This window comes from Rhizobium sp. 10N414 (assembly GCF_056394785.1).
The window spans coordinates 85,862-101,877 of record NZ_JBFTIN010000014.1 but is presented as its reverse complement, the minus strand read 5'-3'; the positions used below and the strand labels follow the sequence as shown (position 1 = coordinate 101,877).

Genomic DNA, 16,016 nt, shown 5'->3' with positions numbered 1-16,016 from the left:
TTGCGACACTTGAGCCCTGAGTCCGCCTCAGCTGACGGTCGGGTCCAGCTTGTCGCGAAGCCAGTCGCCGGCAAGCGAGATCGAAAGCGTCGTCAGCATGATGACCGTGGCTGGTGCCAACATGATCCAGGGGGCGCGCGTCAGGTATTCCCGTCCGAAGCCGACCATGTTGCCAAGACTGGTCTCAGGCGGCTGGACACCCAGCCCGAGGAACGACAGGCCGCTTTCCATCAGGATGATCTCCGGAAAGGTCAGCGTCATCGAGACGATGAGGGTCGAAGCGACATTGGGCAGGATGTGGCGGAGATAGACCCGCGTCGGGGTCGCGCCGAGCTGCACAACTGCCGCCGCATAGCCCTGCGCGCCAGCGGCAATGGCCAGGCCGCGAGCAATGCGGGCATAACGCTCCCAGCCATAGAAGCCCATGAGGCAAACCAAGAGCACCATGGATGAGCCGAAAAAGGCGAGTACGGCAAGCGACATGATCAGGAAAGGCAAGGCCGCCTGGAAGTCCGCCAGCACGAGCACGACGTGCTCGACTACGCCGCGAAAACGGGCAGCGGCGAAGCCGAGAAGCGTGCCAAAGACTGCTGATAGAAGCGTCGCGCCAAAGGCGATGATCAACGAGAGGCGGATCGACTGGATCAGGCGCGAGAGAACGTCGCGACCCAGCTCGTCTGTGCCAAGCCAATGTTTGCTGGAGCCGGGTGCGGAAAGCCGGCTGGTGAGGTCCATGGCGGTAATATTATAGGGCCGCATGTGGTCGGCGAAGGCAGCAACCACCACCATTGTGAGAAGCCACATAATGCCAAGGAAAACGAGCGGCGGTACGGTTTGCAGCAGCCGCGACGTCCTGCCATTTGCCATTCGGACGGTCCGCGCTTCACCAAGTTCGACATTAGCCATGCTTCTTTCCTCAATGTCCTGTGTGAGAGCGCAACCGCGGATCGAGCCAGCCATAGAGCAGATCGACAACAAGATTGGAGACGACCATCGTGGCTGCGATGATCAGGAGAATGCATTGAACGACCGCCAGATCTCGATTGCTGACAGACACGACTAGCAAACGACCGATGCCCGGCCAGGAGAAGATCGACTCCACGACAACGGCACCCGCGATCAGCGATCCGACCATGAAGCCGACGATGGTGACGATCGGGACGGCGGCATTGGGGAGCGCGTGGCTCCAGACGACGTCGCTCCACTTCAGCCCCTTGGCAGACGCCGTCCGGATATAGGGCTGCCCCATCACCTCGATCATCGCGCTGCGCGAAAAGCGGGCAAGGATGCCGATCCCCCCAATGCTCATCGTGATCGTCGGCAGGATGCCATGCATCCACGTGTCCTGACCGCCGGATGGCAGAAGCCCGAGCATGACGGAGAAAATCAGAACCAGCACGAGCCCCATCACGAAGGAGGGAATTGTGAAGCCAAGGATCGCCAGAAGGATGACCCCGCGATCGGCAAAACTCTGCCGATGCAGCGCGGCGTAGACGCCTGCTGGAATGCCGATCACAAGTTTCAGGATCAACGCCGGTACCGTCAGTTGCAGGGTGGCCGGAACGCGCTCCATGACGAGACAAAGAGCTGACGCCTTATCGCGCATCGACACGCCAAAATCGCCGGTGAATATCGATTTGAGATAAGCGATATACTGGATCCAGAGCGGCTGATCGAGACCCCACGCCTTTCTGAAGGCGTCGATGGAATCCTGCGGCACGTCGGGTCCTAGCATGACCTGCGCCGGATCGCCCGACATGCGCAAAACGACGAAGGCAAACGTCACGACAGCGAGGATCGTGATCAGCGCCCGGAACAACCGCACGAGAACGAAGCGGATCATGTGAACATTCCCTATGCTGCAATCCGGGCGTCTTCGCCCGCTGTCACGTGGCACGCCACTGTCCGCCCGTGCCCGATGGTCTTAAGCTGAGGCGCGTCGATACGGCAGCGATCGCGCGCCAGCGGGCAGCGCGGATGAAAGGCACAGCCTGACGGTCGATTAGCCGGATTGGGCGGCTCGCCCTGAAGGATCGTGCGTCCTTGAAGCGGGATGCCCGCACGCGGTACGCTCGATACCAGAGCGCGCGTGTAGGGATGCATCGGCGAGTGGAAGATCACGTCAGCCGATGCCTCTTCGACGACACGGCCGAGATACATGACCGCAACCTTATCGGCCATGTTGCGCACCACCTTGAGGTCATGGCTGATGAATACCATTGCGATGCCGTGCTGCTGCTGAAGATCGCGAAGCATGTTGATGATCTGGGCCTGGATAGAGACGTCGAGGGCCGAAACCGGTTCGTCGCACACCAGAAGCTTCGGGCGGGAAGCGATTGCGCGTGCGATCACGGCGCGCTGGCGTTGGCCACCTGACAATTCGTGCGGGAAGCGTGGGGCCTGATCCGGCCGAAGGCCAACCGCGTTCATGAGTTCGGCAACCCGTGCGGCGCGATGTTCCCTTGGGATCAGCCGGTGGATTTCCAGCGGTTCGGACAGCTGCGTGGCAATCGTCAGGCGTCGGTCGAGGGCTGCGAGCGGATCCTGGTAGACAAGTTGCATCTTTGCCCGCAGCTTGCGCCACTCCGGGGTTCTGCTTTCCGGCATGGGCTTGCCATCGAACACGACCTCGCCTTCCTGTGCGGCGTCGATCCCGAGCAGCATACGCCCGAGCGTCGATTTTCCCGAGCCAGACTCTCCGACGATGCCAAGGGTCTCGCCGGGCATCACGGCCAGCGAGATACCGTCGACGGCGCGCACCGGTGTCGGGCGACCTAACAGTCCACGGCGGACATGGTAGATGCGAACGAGGTCGCGGACTTCGATCAACGGCGTCAATGCATCATCCCCTCTGCGATGCGGTCTCTCGTCTCGGCGGCAATCGCGGCTGGCGGGACCGGCCGAGCACATGCGAGCTGGCGTCCACGGCCGATCGAAACAAGCGGAGGCAACTCGTGACTGCATGCCTCGACAGCGCGAGGACAGCGCGGCGAAAAGGAGCACCCTTTGGGCAGGTTCCGTGGATCCGGCACAGTCCCTGTGATCGGGATCAAACGTTGCCGCGGACCATCGATACTTGGAATGGCATCGAAGAGACCGCGGGTGTAAGGATGGCGTGGCTCAGCGAAAAGCTCGTCCACCATCCCTTCCTCGACAATGCGCCCGGCATACATGACGCAGACGCGCTCGCAGATCTGCGACACCGCGCCGAGGTCGTGACTGATGAAAACGGTCGCCATGCCCGTCTCGGTCCTGAGAGAGGTCAACAGGTCCAGGATTTGCGCCTGGATTGTCGCGTCGAGCGCTGTCGTCGGCTCGTCGGCGATCAGCAGATCCGGCTCGCCGGCAAGGGCCATCGCAATCATCAACCGCTGGCACTGTCCGCCTGAAAATTCATGCGGATAAAGGTCAAAACGGCGCCGCACATCCGGGATGCCGACCATATCCATGAGCCGCCATGCTTCAGTCTTTGCCGCCTCGCCGCGAAGGCCGCGGTGAATGAGAAGCGCCTCGGTGATCTGGCGCCCGATCTTCAGAACCGGATTGAGCGAGCTTGACGGGTCCTGGAAAATCATCGCGACGCGTCCGCCTCGGACTTGCTCCAGCGCGGAACGAGGCGCGGCGAGCAATTCCTGCCCGTCGATTTTGACCGATCCCATGACGCTCGCCTTGCCGGGCAACAGACCCAGCGCGGCAAGCCATGTCACCGACTTGCCGCAGCCCGATTCACCGACCAGGCCGACCGCCTCGCCTTTTGCAATGTCGAGATCGATCCCATGCAGTACCTGCACGCTATCGAAAGCGACTTTCAGCCCGCGCATTTCCACGAGCTTGGCGGCAGCTTTGCTCATCGGCTCACCCTTCCTGTCGGCGGTTGCGTTCATGACGAACGAGATGGATCCGGCGGTTCGCCGCCGCCGGATCCGGTTCATCGCTGAGATCAGCTCGGCCAGTTGTTGGCGCGGAAATCCATTGCAAAGGCGGGAGCGGCCTTCCACTTGAGCGACGACTTCATGCCGGTGAAGACAGCGTTCTGATGCAAGACCTGGTAGACCGGGTCTTCGCGCTCGCAGATCTCGAGCATACGGGCGAAGGCCTTCTTGCGCTGCCCGCGGTCGGTGCTGGTTTCCAGGATCTGAGACATCTGGTTGACCTCGGCGTTCGACCAGTCCTTCTTCTGCTGGACTTCGCCGTTCGGGCCAAACTGGGCAACGATCGAGGAGACGGGATCGTTGAAGTTGGCTGAGGCCGACCAGTCGCGTACCCCCTTGACGCCTGCCGGATCGTGGATCTGGCCCCAGTTTTCCTTCATCTCGATCTCGACGTTGAGACCAACCTGCTTCCACATTTCCACCATGATCTGGCCGTTGGCGGTCTGGTTGGTGTAGTAGTTGTTGAGCAGCCGGAAGGGGATCGCGTCGCCCTTGTAGTTCGCCTGCTTCAGGAGGTCCTGGGCGAGAGCAGGATTGTATTCAGGAACCGACCAGCCTTCGACGAACATGTCGCCGTAGAACGGAAACTGCAGGCCTGCCGGGATCTTCGTCTGGCCAGCCCACAGCGCGTCGACGATCGCCTGGCGGTCGATCGAATGCGTCATGGCGCGGCGGACCAGCGGGTTCTGCAGGATCGGATTCTGGATATTGAAGACCGAGATGCGGTGATTGTTGATCGTCGAACCCTGCACCTCGAAGCCAGGAGCCGCCTGAACGGCTGCGATCTGGTCGGGCGGAAGGTCGCAGGCGAAATCATATTCACCGGAAAGCAGGCCGTTGACGCGCGAGGCGACTTCTGGAACTTCAACAAAGCGGATCTGTTCGAGCGGCGGGCGACCGCCCCAATATTCGTCGAAGGCCACGAGTGTCAGCGACACATCGGGTTTGAATTCGGCGACCATGTAAGGACCTGTCGTGACCGGCTTGCGGGCCCAGTCGACATAGGTTCCGGCTTCGTCCCAGGCGCGACGATTGGCGATCTGGCTGCCGAAAGCGTAGAGGCGGCCTTCGAGCGTCACGTCAGGCGTCGCGTTGTGGAAACGAACCGTGTACTTGTCGACGGCTTCGACGCCAGCGAGCGCCGGCCACAGACGGCGGCCGACGCCCGGTACCGCTGCCGGCAATTCCTTGACGGACGTCGGCTTGTTGTCGTCTTCGAAGACGGTCTTGCCGCCTGCCGGCTGCGTGCTGCCGAACACGCGCTGGGAGGAAAAGCTGAAGGCGACATCGTCAGCAGTCAACTCGTCGCCGTTGTGGAACCTCACGCCCTGACGCAGCTTGAGTTCCAGCGTCTTGTCGTCGATGCGCTTCCACTCGGTGGCGAGACCGGCAACTGGACCCTGATTGCCCATCCAGTCACGCAGGATCAAGCCTTCCCAGAGGTTGGGGAAGAAAACTCGCTCGCCGACATTCGACTGCTCGTTCCAGATATCAAGCGTGTTGTTATTGGTGATTTTCTGCACGGCGATCGTCACGGACGGCCGCTTGCCTTGGCTCAACGCGAAGCGTGGCAATATCGCGGTGCCTGCCGTTGCGCCAAGCAACCCCAGGACGTTGCGTCGATTGATAGAAAGCATGAAGGTCCCCCTTTGACGAAGTTTTGACGGAAATGGATCGGTCATAATGTCGCGGTGTTTTATGGCAGACTGCATGTCGGTTTCTTGATGAAACGATGAAGTTTACGTGACATTTAAGATGCTGTATTTGTTAACTTATCTCGACTTGTCCAGGCATCGAATTCCGCCCCCAATCCGTCTGGATTTTGGTTCACGGGCTCTTCGTCGAGCCAAGGCGAGCGATGCACAATTCGCCGATCAAGTCGCCCTTTCGGGCGCCTCGACCTTATGATCCCAGCAGGCTCTGCGCAGTAATCTCGTCGGTCATCAGACCGTTGATCAGGCGCCCCTTCAGGGCACCCTGGATCGCCGCCAGTTTTTGTTGACCCTTCGCCACGCCGATCACCAATGTCCTGCTGCAAGATGGAATGGGCGCACTCGCGACGCGATCGTTGGTAATGCCCTCAATCAGCTTGCCGTCCTTGTCGAACGTCCACCCGACAATCTCTCCGACCGCGCCTGCCTGGTGCAGGAGCTTCAGTTCGTCCTTCAGGATGAAACCATCAAGGAAAAGAGGCGCCTGAATGCCGACGTCCCCAATGCCGACAAAGGCAACGTCAGCGCGTGCGGCAAGCGACAGTGTCTGGCGGATTACGGGCTGGTTGTGAAGGACCACCCGTTCCTGTCGCGACGAGGCGATAACCGGAACCGGCATCGGAAAGCATTTCGCCGTGATCAGGTCGGCAAGCTTGAAGACCACATTATAGAACCAGACCGAGCCTTCGCGGGTGATATTGCCTGTCAAGGAAACGATCTTGTGCTGGTGTGCTTCCATGGGCACCATTTCCTCGATCGCGGCCTTCAACGTGTGACCGGTACCAATGGCGATCACGGCAGGCTTGTCGCAAGCCAACCGGCGCTCGATTTCGGCAGCCGCCGCCTGGGCAAGGCCGCCGCTCAAACCCTGAGCCTGATCGCCGGACGGAATGACTTCCACGAACTGCAGCGAAAACTTGCTCTTCAGCCTTGCTGCCATACTCATGCAGTGGCCAACCGGATGATCGAGCCGGATCTTGATCAAGCCTTGCGAGACAGCGCGCGATACGAGACGCTGGGCGGTTTGCCGGGAAACGCCGAGCTTCTGTGCGATCTCATCCTGGCTGTGCCCCCCTATGTAATAAAGCCAGCCAGCCTTTGCCGTGAAATCGAGACGCCATGGTCATCTCGCCTCGCAATCATGTCGCCCGCCTCCCCGCTGGTTCATCCTCATCTGCGTCACGGCCTCGATCGACGTCACGCACCCACCTCGACCGATGGCCGGGCCTGGTGCTGGTTGCCGACTCGTCGCCACAGGACATGCAGCAGCTCTTTGGCACCGAGAACGACCTCCTCGGCTCCTGCCGCAAACAGCGCCTCGCGCCGGCCCGAACGCGGATCGTTTGGCGCCACGAAGCCGATTGCCGGTACACCGGCAGCAACTGCCGCCTGAATACCCGCTGCGCTGTCGTCGATGACGATGCTGCGCGCGCTGCTCGCGTTCATTTTGGACAGGCAGAACCGGATGAGATCCGGCGCGGGCTTTGGGGCGGCGACCATCTCGGCGCTGAATATGTTCGGGGCAAAGCGTGGCCACAGATCGAGAAGGCCCAGGCTCTTTTTGAGGCGTTCGACCGTGCTGTTGGATGCGACGCATTTTGCAACGTCGAGCCCATCGAGAACGGCGCTGATGCCCTCCATCGGCAGAAGGTCGCGGCAGAAGGCAGCAAATATTTCGGCATGCCAACCGGCAAAAACGGTATCGAGGTCGGCGCTGATGCGGCTGGCCAGAATCTGCCGCAAGTCAGCCTCCGACTTTCCGGTAAACTCGACGAGCACCTGGCGCGGCGTCATCTCCATGCCGGCCTGGGTTATGGCATGCGCAAGCGTGCGCGCCGCAATCGGTTCGCTATCGATCAGCACGCCATCGCAATCAAAAATCAGAAGATCCAAATTACTCATAGGTTCGCTATTCAGGTATTCGGTGGTTCGCATGTCTGCGTGCACAGGCCATTGCTGAGGGGCCCCAAGTGATCAAGCGGCCGAATGCCGCGATCCGGCGCGCAGCGCCAGGGCCAGGGCTGGATCATCGCTGGTGATCCAGCCGACGCCCTGCCCGAGCCAGTGTTCGATCTCCTCTTCCTCATTCAACACCCAGCAGCAGAGACGATCGCGTGAAACGATCGCGGCAACGTCGTGAAAGGTTGCGGCCAGCAGCGACTTCTCGATGGCAACGAGGCCGGCGACTTCCGCAGCTTTGGCGAAGGTCGCAGCCGCACCCAGCGCCTCGGCGGACTTGGCATTGATCGAGCACAGGCGGCCGATTTCGGGAGCAACCTCTTGGCACCGCGCGAGAACCCCCAGATTGAAGCTTGTCAGCAGGCTGCGCCCGGCAAGCCCGTGACGTCGAATGGCAGCTGCCGCCAAGGCCTCAAGCCCTTCGTAATGCGCTCCATCCGCGTCGGCTTTCAGCTCGACATGAAGCTCGACGGGTCTCGAGGAAGCAAACAGAGCAAGCACCTCGTCAAGGGTCGGGATTGACTCCTGCGATCCTTTGAGGCGGGTCGCCTGATGATCGGAAGGTGACAAAGCCCGGACCTTGCCCGCTTTCTCGGTCGTACGCTCAAGCGTGGCGTCGTGAATGACGACGAGTTCCCCGGCGTCGGTCAAATGCACATCAAATTCGATCGCATCGACAGGGAGTTCCAAGGTCCTTCTGAAACCCTCAATCGAATTTTCGGGCCATTTGTTTCGTGCTCCGCGATGGCCAACGATTTTCGTCATGGGAAATACCTTCCGTAAAGATCAACTGGTCGAAAGTGCCGCCTCCCGGAAGCGACGCTCGTCTGCCAGCAATGTGACAGGCACCGTCACGTCTCGCGGCCAAGGCGACAGGAGTGGAGCATCGACGCACGCCTCTTTTCGAAGCTGGCATCGCGTGGGGCCCTCGGTCTGCGCTTTAGCCGCCTAACGGACAGCGTTAGCGGCACGGTATAGTGAGCGCAGATAACCGTTGCGTGACATCTACCTCCACGGATGAGCAAATGCTCAGTTCCGGGAACAAGGCGTGCTGATCGGGTTCAAGATTTGCGGGTGCGGTTAGCGGCATTGAAGCGGCTTCATGTGCCTGAATGCCAATGGCTGCCGTCGATGCTGAGATATCAGCGAAGCCTTGTCATTCGACATCCTTACGGGAGATGCGAATTCATGACCGGCCACCCACGCGGTCGCGGATGTATTTTTCCATAAGGGAATCATTCCCGCGCAATTCAATCACGGATGCGCGGGAACTCGCCATACGCGCTTTACGCTGCACGGCCCGTCGCCTGCGCAGAACGCAAGCCGACGAAGCCACTCGTCACTGCAGCTTCTCAAGCGTTATCGGCAGGTCGCGAACCCGCTTGCCGGTGGCGTGAAAGACGGCATTGGCGATTGCCGGCGCAACGCCGACAATGCCGACTTCGCCGACACCCTTGCCCCCGAGCACCGAGGCGTTGAGGTCGGGGATGCCAACTGAGATTACCTCGATCGGCGGAATGTCGGCATTGGTCGCAACGAGGTAATCGCCGAGGTTGTTGTTGATGACGCGCCCGTTGCGCGGGTCAACCAGGCCTTCCTCGAGCAGCGCCTGACCGATCCCCATGATGATCCCACCACGCCATTGGCTTTCGGTAAGCTTGGGGTTGTAGATCCTGCCGCAATCGAAGGCCGAGACCATGCGGGAGACACGGACGGTACCGAAATCCTCATCCACCTTGACCTCCACAAAATGCGCGCACCAGCTGTGCATGGCGAACTCGCCCGCAGTCGGCCCCTTGATGCTTGTCATCGTGGTCCAGGCTTTCCGGTGACCTTCCGGCCCCTGCTCTCCATCAGGAAGAGTGTTTCGCCGTGTCTCAACGCTGTCGCGGCCAAGAGCTGTCATCAGCTCCGAGATGGAGACAGAAAGCCCCCCGTCGCGAGGCACTGAAATCCGACCGCTTGCGAGTGTCAACGTATTGGTGCCAGTATCACGGAAAGGAGAGGCACTGTCGTTGAGGGCAAGCTCGATCAGCTCGTCGCGGGCAGCCGATGCTGCCTTGTGGACGGCCCCGGTGATTGCGCCGGCAAGCATCGAGCCGCCAGCAACCGTAGCGCCGGGAAGCGATGAGTCACCAAGCCGGACATTGATGCTTTCGACCGGAACACCGAGCACTTCAGCCGCGGTTTGGGCGAGGATCGTGTAAGTGCCCTGTCCCATGTCAATCGCGCCACTGACGACTTCCACCGAACCATCGGCGAGAATTCGGATCAGTGCCTCGCTCGAAGCGCGCAGGACCGGGAAGGTTCCGCACGCCACCCCCCAGCCGATCAGTTGTCTGCCATCTCGCATCGAGCGTGGCTCGAAGCTGCGGCGTGACCATCCGAACGCCTTGCTGCCCTCGGCAAGCGCCTCGCGCAAGCGGCGGGTCGACCATGGCTTGCCGGACTGTGGGTCCGCCTCGGCGTAGTTCCGCAACCTGAGTTCGACAGGATCGATCCCGACCGCGTAGGCGAGCTCATCCATGGCGCTTTCCAGGCCAAAGGCGCTTGGATTCTTGCCAGGGGCGCGCAAAGCTCCCGGCACAACCGTATTGACAGGTACGATGCTATGCTTCGCGCTGAAATTCTCCACAGCGTACATCAGTGGCGTCGCGGCGTTTGTCTGCTCGGGGAAATCGGCGTAAGTCGCTGTCTCGCTCACACCCCGATGCACGATGGACTGCAGCACGCCATCGGCGTTGGCGCCAAGAGCGATTGTCTGCCTGGTCGCGGCACGGCCACCATAGGCCGTAAAAGTCTGCGGGCGCGCGACAGCGAGCTTTACCGCTCGCCCAAGCTTGCGCGCTGCTGCCGTTGCAACGGCGCCATAGGCATAGGCTGTTGCCTTGGAGCCGAAGCCACCACCGATAAAGGGCGAGACGATACGCACATTTTCGGGGGGCAGTCCGTACCACTCGGCATAGGTGCGGGCCATCCCGTGCGTCCATTGGCTCGGTTCCCAGATGGTCAGCTGATCACCGTCCCATTTGGCAATCAGGCCATGCGGCTCGATCGTCACGTGATATTCGCGTGGCGTTCGATACTGTGCCTCGACACGCACCGCGGAGGCGGCGAGCGCGGTCTCGGCATCGCCCCAGCTCACCGTGAGCGCATCGAGCAGCTTTCCTTCTCCGGCTTCGGGGTCATCGAGATCGACGACCGCCGGCCCTTCCTCGTAGGTGATGTCGACCAACCTTGCCGCTTCGGTTGCCTGCTCCAGTGTTTCCGCGATCACGGCAGCAACCGCCTGACCGTTGAAGCTGACATTGTGCGAAAGGGGATGGTAGGGCTGGTTGTCCGGCCGGTTTCCGTACCAGTCGGACGCCACCTTCAGGCCGAGATCGACTTCGGGTGTCAGCACCAGCAGCGTGCCTGGAGCAGCCTCTGCCCGCGTCGTGTCGACCGTTACAACCCGACCGGCAGCAATCCGGCTCTGCACCAGGGCAGCATAGGCCAAGCCCTCGACTGGCTGTTCCAAAGCATAGGTAGCGCTACCGGTGATCTTCAGCTTTCCATCGAAGCGCGAGAGGCGACCGCCGATCGTACCGTCGGAAGCATCACCACGTTTGTTTCGGGGTTCCATGATGGTCATGCGAGACCTCCCAGATTGAGGATGGCGCGCGCAATGACACGCGGCGCGAGTTCGACCTTGTAGCGATTGGCGCCATGCGCGATGGCGCCATCCATCGCCAGTCGGCTTGCCTTCTCGATGATACCGGCATCGAGGGGCTTCCCAATCAGAGCCTCCTCGACGGCTCGTGCACGCCAGGGCTTGGTGGCAACGCCACCCAACGCGACGCGGATGTCGCGGACCGTGCTGCCGTCTGGCTCCATCTCGAGACCGACGGCAGCGCTTGCGGCTGCGAATTCATAGGACTGGCGGTCCCGGATCTTGAGATAGGTCGAATGTCTGGCGATTGGGGACGCCGGAATGAGGACCGCAACCACCATCTCGCCGCGCTCAAGGATGGTTTCACGATCGGGTGTGTCGCCGGGAAGCACGAAGAATTCGTCAGCAGTCACCTTTCGGCCACCGAGGTCGATCGTGGCGTCCAGTGCAACCAGCGCAACGGCGAGATCCCCTGGATAGACAGCAATGCACGCCTCGCTGGTACCCATCACGGCATGATTACGGGTCACACCCCCGATCGCCGAGCAGCCGGAACCGGGATTGCGCTTGTTGCAGGCAGAAAACGTCGCAGGGTCACGGAAGTAGGGGCACCGCGTACGCTGCAGAAGATTGCCGCCTATCGTCGCCATATTGCGCAACTGAGGAGAAGCCGCCAGCAACAGCGACTGCGAAACGGCCGGATAGTCGGCCCGTATCCCTGGGCTGCGGGCCACATCTTCCATTTTCGCCAGCGCGCCAATGGTAACGCCATCAGCATCCGCCGCAATCTGCGACAGGCCCGAGAGGTGACTGATATCGACGACTGAATTGGGTTCCGCAACACCACATTTTGCCAGGTCGAGAAGCGTCGTGCCGCCGGCAAGCAGCATCGCGCCTGGCTGCGTGGCCTGCTGGCGGGCGTCGTCGAGCGAACCTGCCCGGAAATAGCTGAAGTCCCTCATCACGCCATCTCCGCCGCTTCGCGGACCGCCGCCACGATATGATTATAGGCGCCGCACCGACAGAGATTGCCGGCCATGTATTCCCGGATCTCGTCGTCCGAGCCCGCTCGCCCCTCGCGGATGCAGGCGACGGCCGACATGATCTGGCCCGGCGTGCAATAGCCGCACTGGAAGGCGTCATGTTCCAGGAAGGCGGTCTGTACCGGATGCAGGTCGCCGCTTTCGGCCGCAAGTCCTTCGATCGTCGTGATGCTTCGCCCTTCGACCTGGGCGGCGAGCGTCAGACAGGCGAGCACGCGCTTGCCGTCGACGTGGACGGTGCATGCGCCGCACTGCCCCTGGTCGCAACCCTTCTTCGTGCCAGTAAGGCCAAGTTGCTCACGCAGTGCGTCGAGCAACATCACGCGCGGTTCGACATCGAGATCATGCCGCCGTCCGTTGATGTCCAGGGAAAGATGAACCGTTCGTGTCATGATAAGCTCCTGCTATCGTCACGAGATTGGATGTAAATCCAGAAAGAGGGTGGCCGCCGGGAATAGGAGCGCTACCTAAACTCACGGGAAGCAAGTCCGGGCACGTTTCGACATGACATCCTGCCCCCTTCTGGATTAAGAGGTAAAAGGCACCTCCTCACAAACGGAGGAGCCTCCGTTTAATCTAGTGACTTGCCGGTTGCCGTCAAGTCCGGAATGCGCTTGGAGCTTATTTTGGCCTCGGCACCGCCGAAGACAGCACAGTCGACACCTCCGCCACTGCGCGCCGACGCCCGTCGTAATCGTGAGAAGCTCGTCGAAGTCGCCGCCGCCGTCTTTGCGGAAGCTGGCGTCGAAACATCGCTGGAAGACATTGCCCGCCGGGCCGGCGTCGGTATTGGAACGCTCTACCGGCATTTTCCAACGCGCGAGCATCTGGTTGAGGTGGTCTATCGGCGGGAACTGGAAAGCCTCGCCGCGGCGGCGGAGGATCTCGCGGCAAGCCACGCGCCTGACGCTGCGCTGGAAGAATGGATGCGCCGCTTTGTAGGCTACATTGCCGCAAAGCGGGGGATGGCAAGCAGCTTGAAAATCCTGATGGACTCCAACGCCTCGCTGTTTGCCGAAGGCAGCGGCATCCTGCGCGGCGCCGTTGAACGGCTCCTGAGAGCGGCAGCCGATCAGGGCTTCATTCGAAACGATATCGACACGAGCGACCTTCTGCACGCCCTTTCGAGCATCTATTCGCTACCGGCATCTGCGGAGTGGCGGGATCGCTCGAACCGGCTGATCGGTCTCTTGATGGATGGGTTGCGGACGAAGAAATAACGCCATCGCCAGGCTTTGCGCCAAGCGGGAGGCGGCGCTCGTGGCGCCGCCCTTTGTTCATGCTGCCCGGACGGTCGCGCCCAGTGGGATTTCGACGTCGATCTCGAGGATCGACATATGCTCGTCGCGATCCATCGTCACGCGAACCCGTTCGCTGTCGACCTGCACGTGTTTGGCAATCACGGCGAGGATCTCCTCGCGCAGCAACGATACGAGATCGGATCCTGCCGAAACGCGCTCATGCGCGAGTAGAATCTGTAGTCGTTCCCGGGCCGCTGGCGCGGTCCTTTGCTTGCCAAAGATGCTGAAGATGCTCATGCAGCGGCCCTCCGTCCGAAGATTTTACCGAAGATGCCCCGCCTTTCTCCCGGAACGACGACTGGAAATTCCTCACCCGCCAGCCTGCGCGCAGCATCGAAATAGGCCATCGCCGGCGCACTGCGGCTATCGGCCAGGGTCACGGGGGCACCAATGTTGGATGCGCGAAGCACATCCGAGCTTTCTGGGATGATGCCGAGAAGTGGGATGGAGAGGATCTCCAGCACGTCATCGACTTTCAGCATGTCACCGCGTTCTGCACGGTTGGGGTCGTAGCGCGTCAGGAGCAGATGTTTTTCCATCCGTTCTCCGCTTTCGGCCTTCGCGGTCTTCGAGTCGAGCAGCCCGATGATACGGTCGGAATCACGCACTGAAGAGACTTCGGGATTGGTGACGACGACGGCGACGTCGGCGTGGCGCATGGCAAGCGTGGCACCGCGCTCGATCCCGGCCGGGCTGTCGCAGATGATCCAGTCGAAATGACGCTTCAGGTCGTTGATTACGCGCTCCACGCCTTCCGCGGTCAGGTTGTCCTTGTCGCGCGTCTGGGATGCCGGCAGCAGGAAGAGCGTCTCAAGTCGCTTGTCACGGATCAGCGCCTGCGAAAGCTTCGCGTCCCCCTGGATGACGTTGATCAGATCGTAAACGACCCTTCGTTCAGCGCCCATGACAAGATCGAGATTGCGCAGGCCGACGTCAAAGTCGACAACAACGACTTTCTCGTTTCTTTGAGCCAAGGCTGCTCCGAGGGCTGCGGTGGATGTGGTCTTGCCCACTCCGCCCTTGCCCGAAGTGACGACGATGACTTTCCCCATCTTTCTCTCCTGTGTGATAGCCAGCTTCGGGCCTAGATAAGTTTCTCTGCCTTGATCGATTCGCCTTCCAGCCAAAGCTGAACGGGCTGTCCGCGAAGGTTCGGCGCAATGTCTTCCGCCATCTTGTAGATGCCATCTATCGCCACCAACTCTGCCTCAAGCTTGCGGCAGAAGATCCGGGCCGAGGTATTTCCGACGGAGCCCGCCATGGCCCGCCCCCTCAGTGTCCCGTAGATATGAACCGAGCCACCGGCGATGATTTCCGAACCGGAAGCGACTGACCCGATGACCGTGACATCGCCTTCTGGAAAGATCAGCGACTGGCCTGAACGAATCGGCTCGCGGATGACGATCGACTGTAGCGCAGGTCGGGCCTCGACGGCTTCAGGCTGGGCGGCGCGAACATCGATGACCGGCTCCTGCTGCGGAACCTCGAAATCCGAAACCGGGCGCCCGCCCTTGAGGGCTGGGGGCATGCCGGGGCCGATCAGCGACGGGCGGCAGCCCTCGATCCCCATGATGCTGACGTTGCGCTGCGCCAGCTCGGCAATCAGGCCCTTCAGCTGCGCCCGGTCGATCTGGAGATCGCCGACGTCAAGCACGACCGGTCGCCCCAGGAAGAAGCCGGCGGAGCGCGCGGCAAGATCGTCTAGTCTTACGAGCCAGTCATCGAAGGGAAGATCTGGCGAAAGCATGACCGCCAGAAAAGAGCGGCCCTTGATACGGATCGAGCGAGCGTCAGTTAGCACTTTGGTCATCTATGTTAAGAAATCGTTGACTATTTCTATGTCTGATTTGGTTAACAAATAGTTAATTTCGGGCGCCCAGATCATTAACAGATCGCAAATCCTCTCACCGCAAATCGAAGCCACTAGCCCCTGACGCGCTGACAGCAGGCATCTTGGATCGCCACCCTGGGGTAAGCGAGGATGCCTTCTCATAAAGGGGGGCTGGTGTCGCTGGCAGCGGACGCCAAGAACCTGCCAGGCAATCCCTGAAACAATAAAGGCCCGCTTGGGCGGGCCTTGAGGTCTGGGTCTCGTTCGGTGCCTTAGCGGCCATAAACCAGCCGCTTGATGTCGCCACGGCTGACGCCGATGTCCTTCAGCGCCGAGTCGTCAAGTCTGGAAAGATCTCTGTATGCCTTGCGGAGCTGAAGGAACTCTCCGATCTTGTTGCCGATTTTCATGTCATATCTCCTTGTGCGATGCACAATTATATAGCGCATTGCTTTATGAATGAGCATTTCGAAAAGCGCATATGAGGCATCTGGAATTTGCAGCCTCGAGATGCAGGTTGCGAAGGAAACTTGCACGATCCCATCGGCGACACGCGGATCTGCCCGACGATTCGATAGGCAGCCAC

The 16,016-nt window shown here is 60.9% G+C and carries 16 protein-coding genes; 1 reads left to right on the top strand and 15 read right to left on the bottom strand.

Features of this window, described 5'->3' with window-relative positions; genetic code table 11:
• Window positions 1-27: 27 nt before the first annotated feature.
• The 11 genes from AC1DE4_RS15270 to AC1DE4_RS15220 form a co-directional block, all read right to left on the bottom strand.
• Complete coding sequence (locus AC1DE4_RS15270) at window positions 28-867, bottom strand: ABC transporter permease (RefSeq protein WP_477881979.1); 840 nt, start codon at window positions 865-867, stop codon at window positions 28-30.
• Between the two features lie 49 nt (window positions 868-916).
• Entirely contained in the window at window positions 917-1,843 is a 927-nt protein-coding gene (locus tag AC1DE4_RS15265) for an ABC transporter permease (RefSeq protein ID WP_477881937.1), read from the bottom strand.
• Between the two features lie 11 nt (window positions 1,844-1,854).
• The gene (locus AC1DE4_RS15260; RefSeq protein ID WP_025660277.1) at window positions 1,855-2,838 is read right to left on the bottom strand and encodes an ABC transporter ATP-binding protein; all 984 of its coding nucleotides are present in this window, start codon (window positions 2,836-2,838) and stop codon (window positions 1,855-1,857) included.
• Window positions 2,835-3,851, bottom strand: coding sequence for an ABC transporter ATP-binding protein (locus AC1DE4_RS15255; protein WP_477881934.1), 1,017 nt, complete (start codon window positions 3,849-3,851; stop codon window positions 2,835-2,837). Before AC1DE4_RS15255 ends, AC1DE4_RS15260 begins: the two co-directional genes overlap by 4 nt.
• An 89-nt stretch (window positions 3,852-3,940) precedes the next feature.
• Window positions 3,941-5,569, bottom strand: coding sequence for an ABC transporter substrate-binding protein (locus AC1DE4_RS15250; protein WP_477881932.1), 1,629 nt, complete (start codon window positions 5,567-5,569; stop codon window positions 3,941-3,943).
• Between the two features lie 265 nt (window positions 5,570-5,834).
• Window positions 5,835-6,722, bottom strand: a complete 888-nt coding sequence (locus AC1DE4_RS15245) for a sugar-binding transcriptional regulator (RefSeq protein ID WP_477881977.1) — start codon at window positions 6,720-6,722, stop codon at window positions 5,835-5,837.
• A 119-nt stretch (window positions 6,723-6,841) separates the two neighbouring features.
• The gene (locus AC1DE4_RS15240) at window positions 6,842-7,546 is read right to left on the bottom strand and encodes an HAD-IA family hydrolase (RefSeq protein ID WP_025660273.1); all 705 of its coding nucleotides are present in this window, start codon (window positions 7,544-7,546) and stop codon (window positions 6,842-6,844) included.
• A gap of 72 nt (window positions 7,547-7,618) precedes the next feature.
• Window positions 7,619-8,368, bottom strand: coding sequence for a glycerophosphodiester phosphodiesterase family protein (locus tag AC1DE4_RS15235; protein WP_025660272.1), 750 nt, complete (start codon window positions 8,366-8,368; stop codon window positions 7,619-7,621).
• A 574-nt stretch (window positions 8,369-8,942) separates the two neighbouring features.
• A complete protein-coding gene (locus AC1DE4_RS15230) occupies window positions 8,943-11,237 on the bottom strand; it encodes a xanthine dehydrogenase family protein molybdopterin-binding subunit (RefSeq protein ID WP_477881929.1) in 2,295 nt (764 codons plus the stop codon).
• Entirely contained in the window at window positions 11,234-12,217 is a 984-nt protein-coding gene (locus tag AC1DE4_RS15225; RefSeq protein WP_477881927.1) for an FAD binding domain-containing protein, read from the bottom strand. The genes AC1DE4_RS15230 and AC1DE4_RS15225 overlap by 4 nt, the downstream gene beginning before the upstream one ends.
• Window positions 12,217-12,690, bottom strand: a complete 474-nt coding sequence (locus AC1DE4_RS15220; RefSeq protein ID WP_112647604.1) for a 2Fe-2S iron-sulfur cluster-binding protein — start codon at window positions 12,688-12,690, stop codon at window positions 12,217-12,219. The genes AC1DE4_RS15225 and AC1DE4_RS15220 overlap by 1 nt, the downstream gene beginning before the upstream one ends.
• 234 nt (window positions 12,691-12,924) lie before the next feature.
• Between AC1DE4_RS15220 and AC1DE4_RS15215 the strand changes: the two genes are divergently transcribed.
• Window positions 12,925-13,518 (top strand): TetR/AcrR family transcriptional regulator, encoded by a 594-nt coding sequence (locus tag AC1DE4_RS15215; protein WP_025660268.1) that lies wholly within the window; start codon window positions 12,925-12,927, stop codon window positions 13,516-13,518.
• Window positions 13,519-13,575: 57 nt separating this feature from the next.
• On the opposite strand, the gene minE is transcribed toward AC1DE4_RS15215, so the two are convergent.
• The 4 genes from minE to AC1DE4_RS15195 form a co-directional block, all read right to left on the bottom strand.
• Window positions 13,576-13,836 (bottom strand): cell division topological specificity factor MinE, encoded by a 261-nt coding sequence (gene minE, locus AC1DE4_RS15210; RefSeq protein ID WP_018858057.1) that lies wholly within the window; start codon window positions 13,834-13,836, stop codon window positions 13,576-13,578.
• Window positions 13,833-14,651, bottom strand: coding sequence for a septum site-determining protein MinD (minD, locus tag AC1DE4_RS15205; RefSeq protein WP_025660267.1), 819 nt, complete (start codon window positions 14,649-14,651; stop codon window positions 13,833-13,835). The genes minE and minD overlap by 4 nt, the downstream gene beginning before the upstream one ends.
• A 32-nt stretch (window positions 14,652-14,683) precedes the next feature.
• The gene (gene minC / locus AC1DE4_RS15200; RefSeq protein ID WP_113471831.1) at window positions 14,684-15,409 is read right to left on the bottom strand and encodes a septum site-determining protein MinC; all 726 of its coding nucleotides are present in this window, start codon (window positions 15,407-15,409) and stop codon (window positions 14,684-14,686) included.
• Between the two features lie 293 nt (window positions 15,410-15,702).
• Window positions 15,703-15,840, bottom strand: a complete 138-nt coding sequence (locus AC1DE4_RS15195; RefSeq protein ID WP_018858054.1) for a DUF1127 domain-containing protein — start codon at window positions 15,838-15,840, stop codon at window positions 15,703-15,705.
• Window positions 15,841-16,016: the final 176 nt, after the last annotated feature.

What these genes read in the sequence shown, in the direction of transcription:
- AC1DE4_RS15195 (WP_018858054.1), bottom strand. Translation starts at nt 15,840, where the DNA reads ATGAAAATCGGCAACAAGATCGGAGAGTTCCTTCAGCTCCGCAAGGCA.
- minD (WP_025660267.1), bottom strand. Translation starts at nt 14,651, where the DNA reads ATGGGGAAAGTCATCGTCGTCACTTCGGGCAAGGGCGGAGTGGGCAAG.
- AC1DE4_RS15225 (WP_477881927.1), bottom strand. Translation starts at nt 12,217, where the DNA reads ATGAGGGACTTCAGCTATTTCCGGGCAGGTTCGCTCGACGACGCCCGC.
- AC1DE4_RS15220 (WP_112647604.1), bottom strand. Translation starts at nt 12,690, where the DNA reads ATGACACGAACGGTTCATCTTTCCCTGGACATCAACGGACGGCGGCAT.
- minC (WP_113471831.1), bottom strand. Translation starts at nt 15,409, where the DNA reads ATGACCAAAGTGCTAACTGACGCTCGCTCGATCCGTATCAAGGGCCGC.
- AC1DE4_RS15270 (WP_477881979.1), bottom strand. Translation starts at nt 867, where the DNA reads ATGGCAAATGGCAGGACGTCGCGGCTGCTGCAAACCGTACCGCCGCTC.
- AC1DE4_RS15255 (WP_477881934.1), bottom strand. Translation starts at nt 3,851, where the DNA reads ATGAGCAAAGCTGCCGCCAAGCTCGTGGAAATGCGCGGGCTGAAAGTC.
- minE (WP_018858057.1), bottom strand. Translation starts at nt 13,836, where the DNA reads ATGAGCATCTTCAGCATCTTTGGCAAGCAAAGGACCGCGCCAGCGGCC.
- AC1DE4_RS15235 (WP_025660272.1), bottom strand. Translation starts at nt 8,368, where the DNA reads ATGACGAAAATCGTTGGCCATCGCGGAGCACGAAACAAATGGCCCGAA.
- AC1DE4_RS15240 (WP_025660273.1), bottom strand. Translation starts at nt 7,546, where the DNA reads ATGAGTAATTTGGATCTTCTGATTTTTGATTGCGATGGCGTGCTGATC.
- AC1DE4_RS15230 (WP_477881929.1), bottom strand. Translation starts at nt 11,237, where the DNA reads ATGACCATCATGGAACCCCGAAACAAACGTGGTGATGCTTCCGACGGT.
- AC1DE4_RS15265 (WP_477881937.1), bottom strand. Translation starts at nt 1,843, where the DNA reads ATGATCCGCTTCGTTCTCGTGCGGTTGTTCCGGGCGCTGATCACGATC.
- AC1DE4_RS15250 (WP_477881932.1), bottom strand. Translation starts at nt 5,569, where the DNA reads ATGCTTTCTATCAATCGACGCAACGTCCTGGGGTTGCTTGGCGCAACG.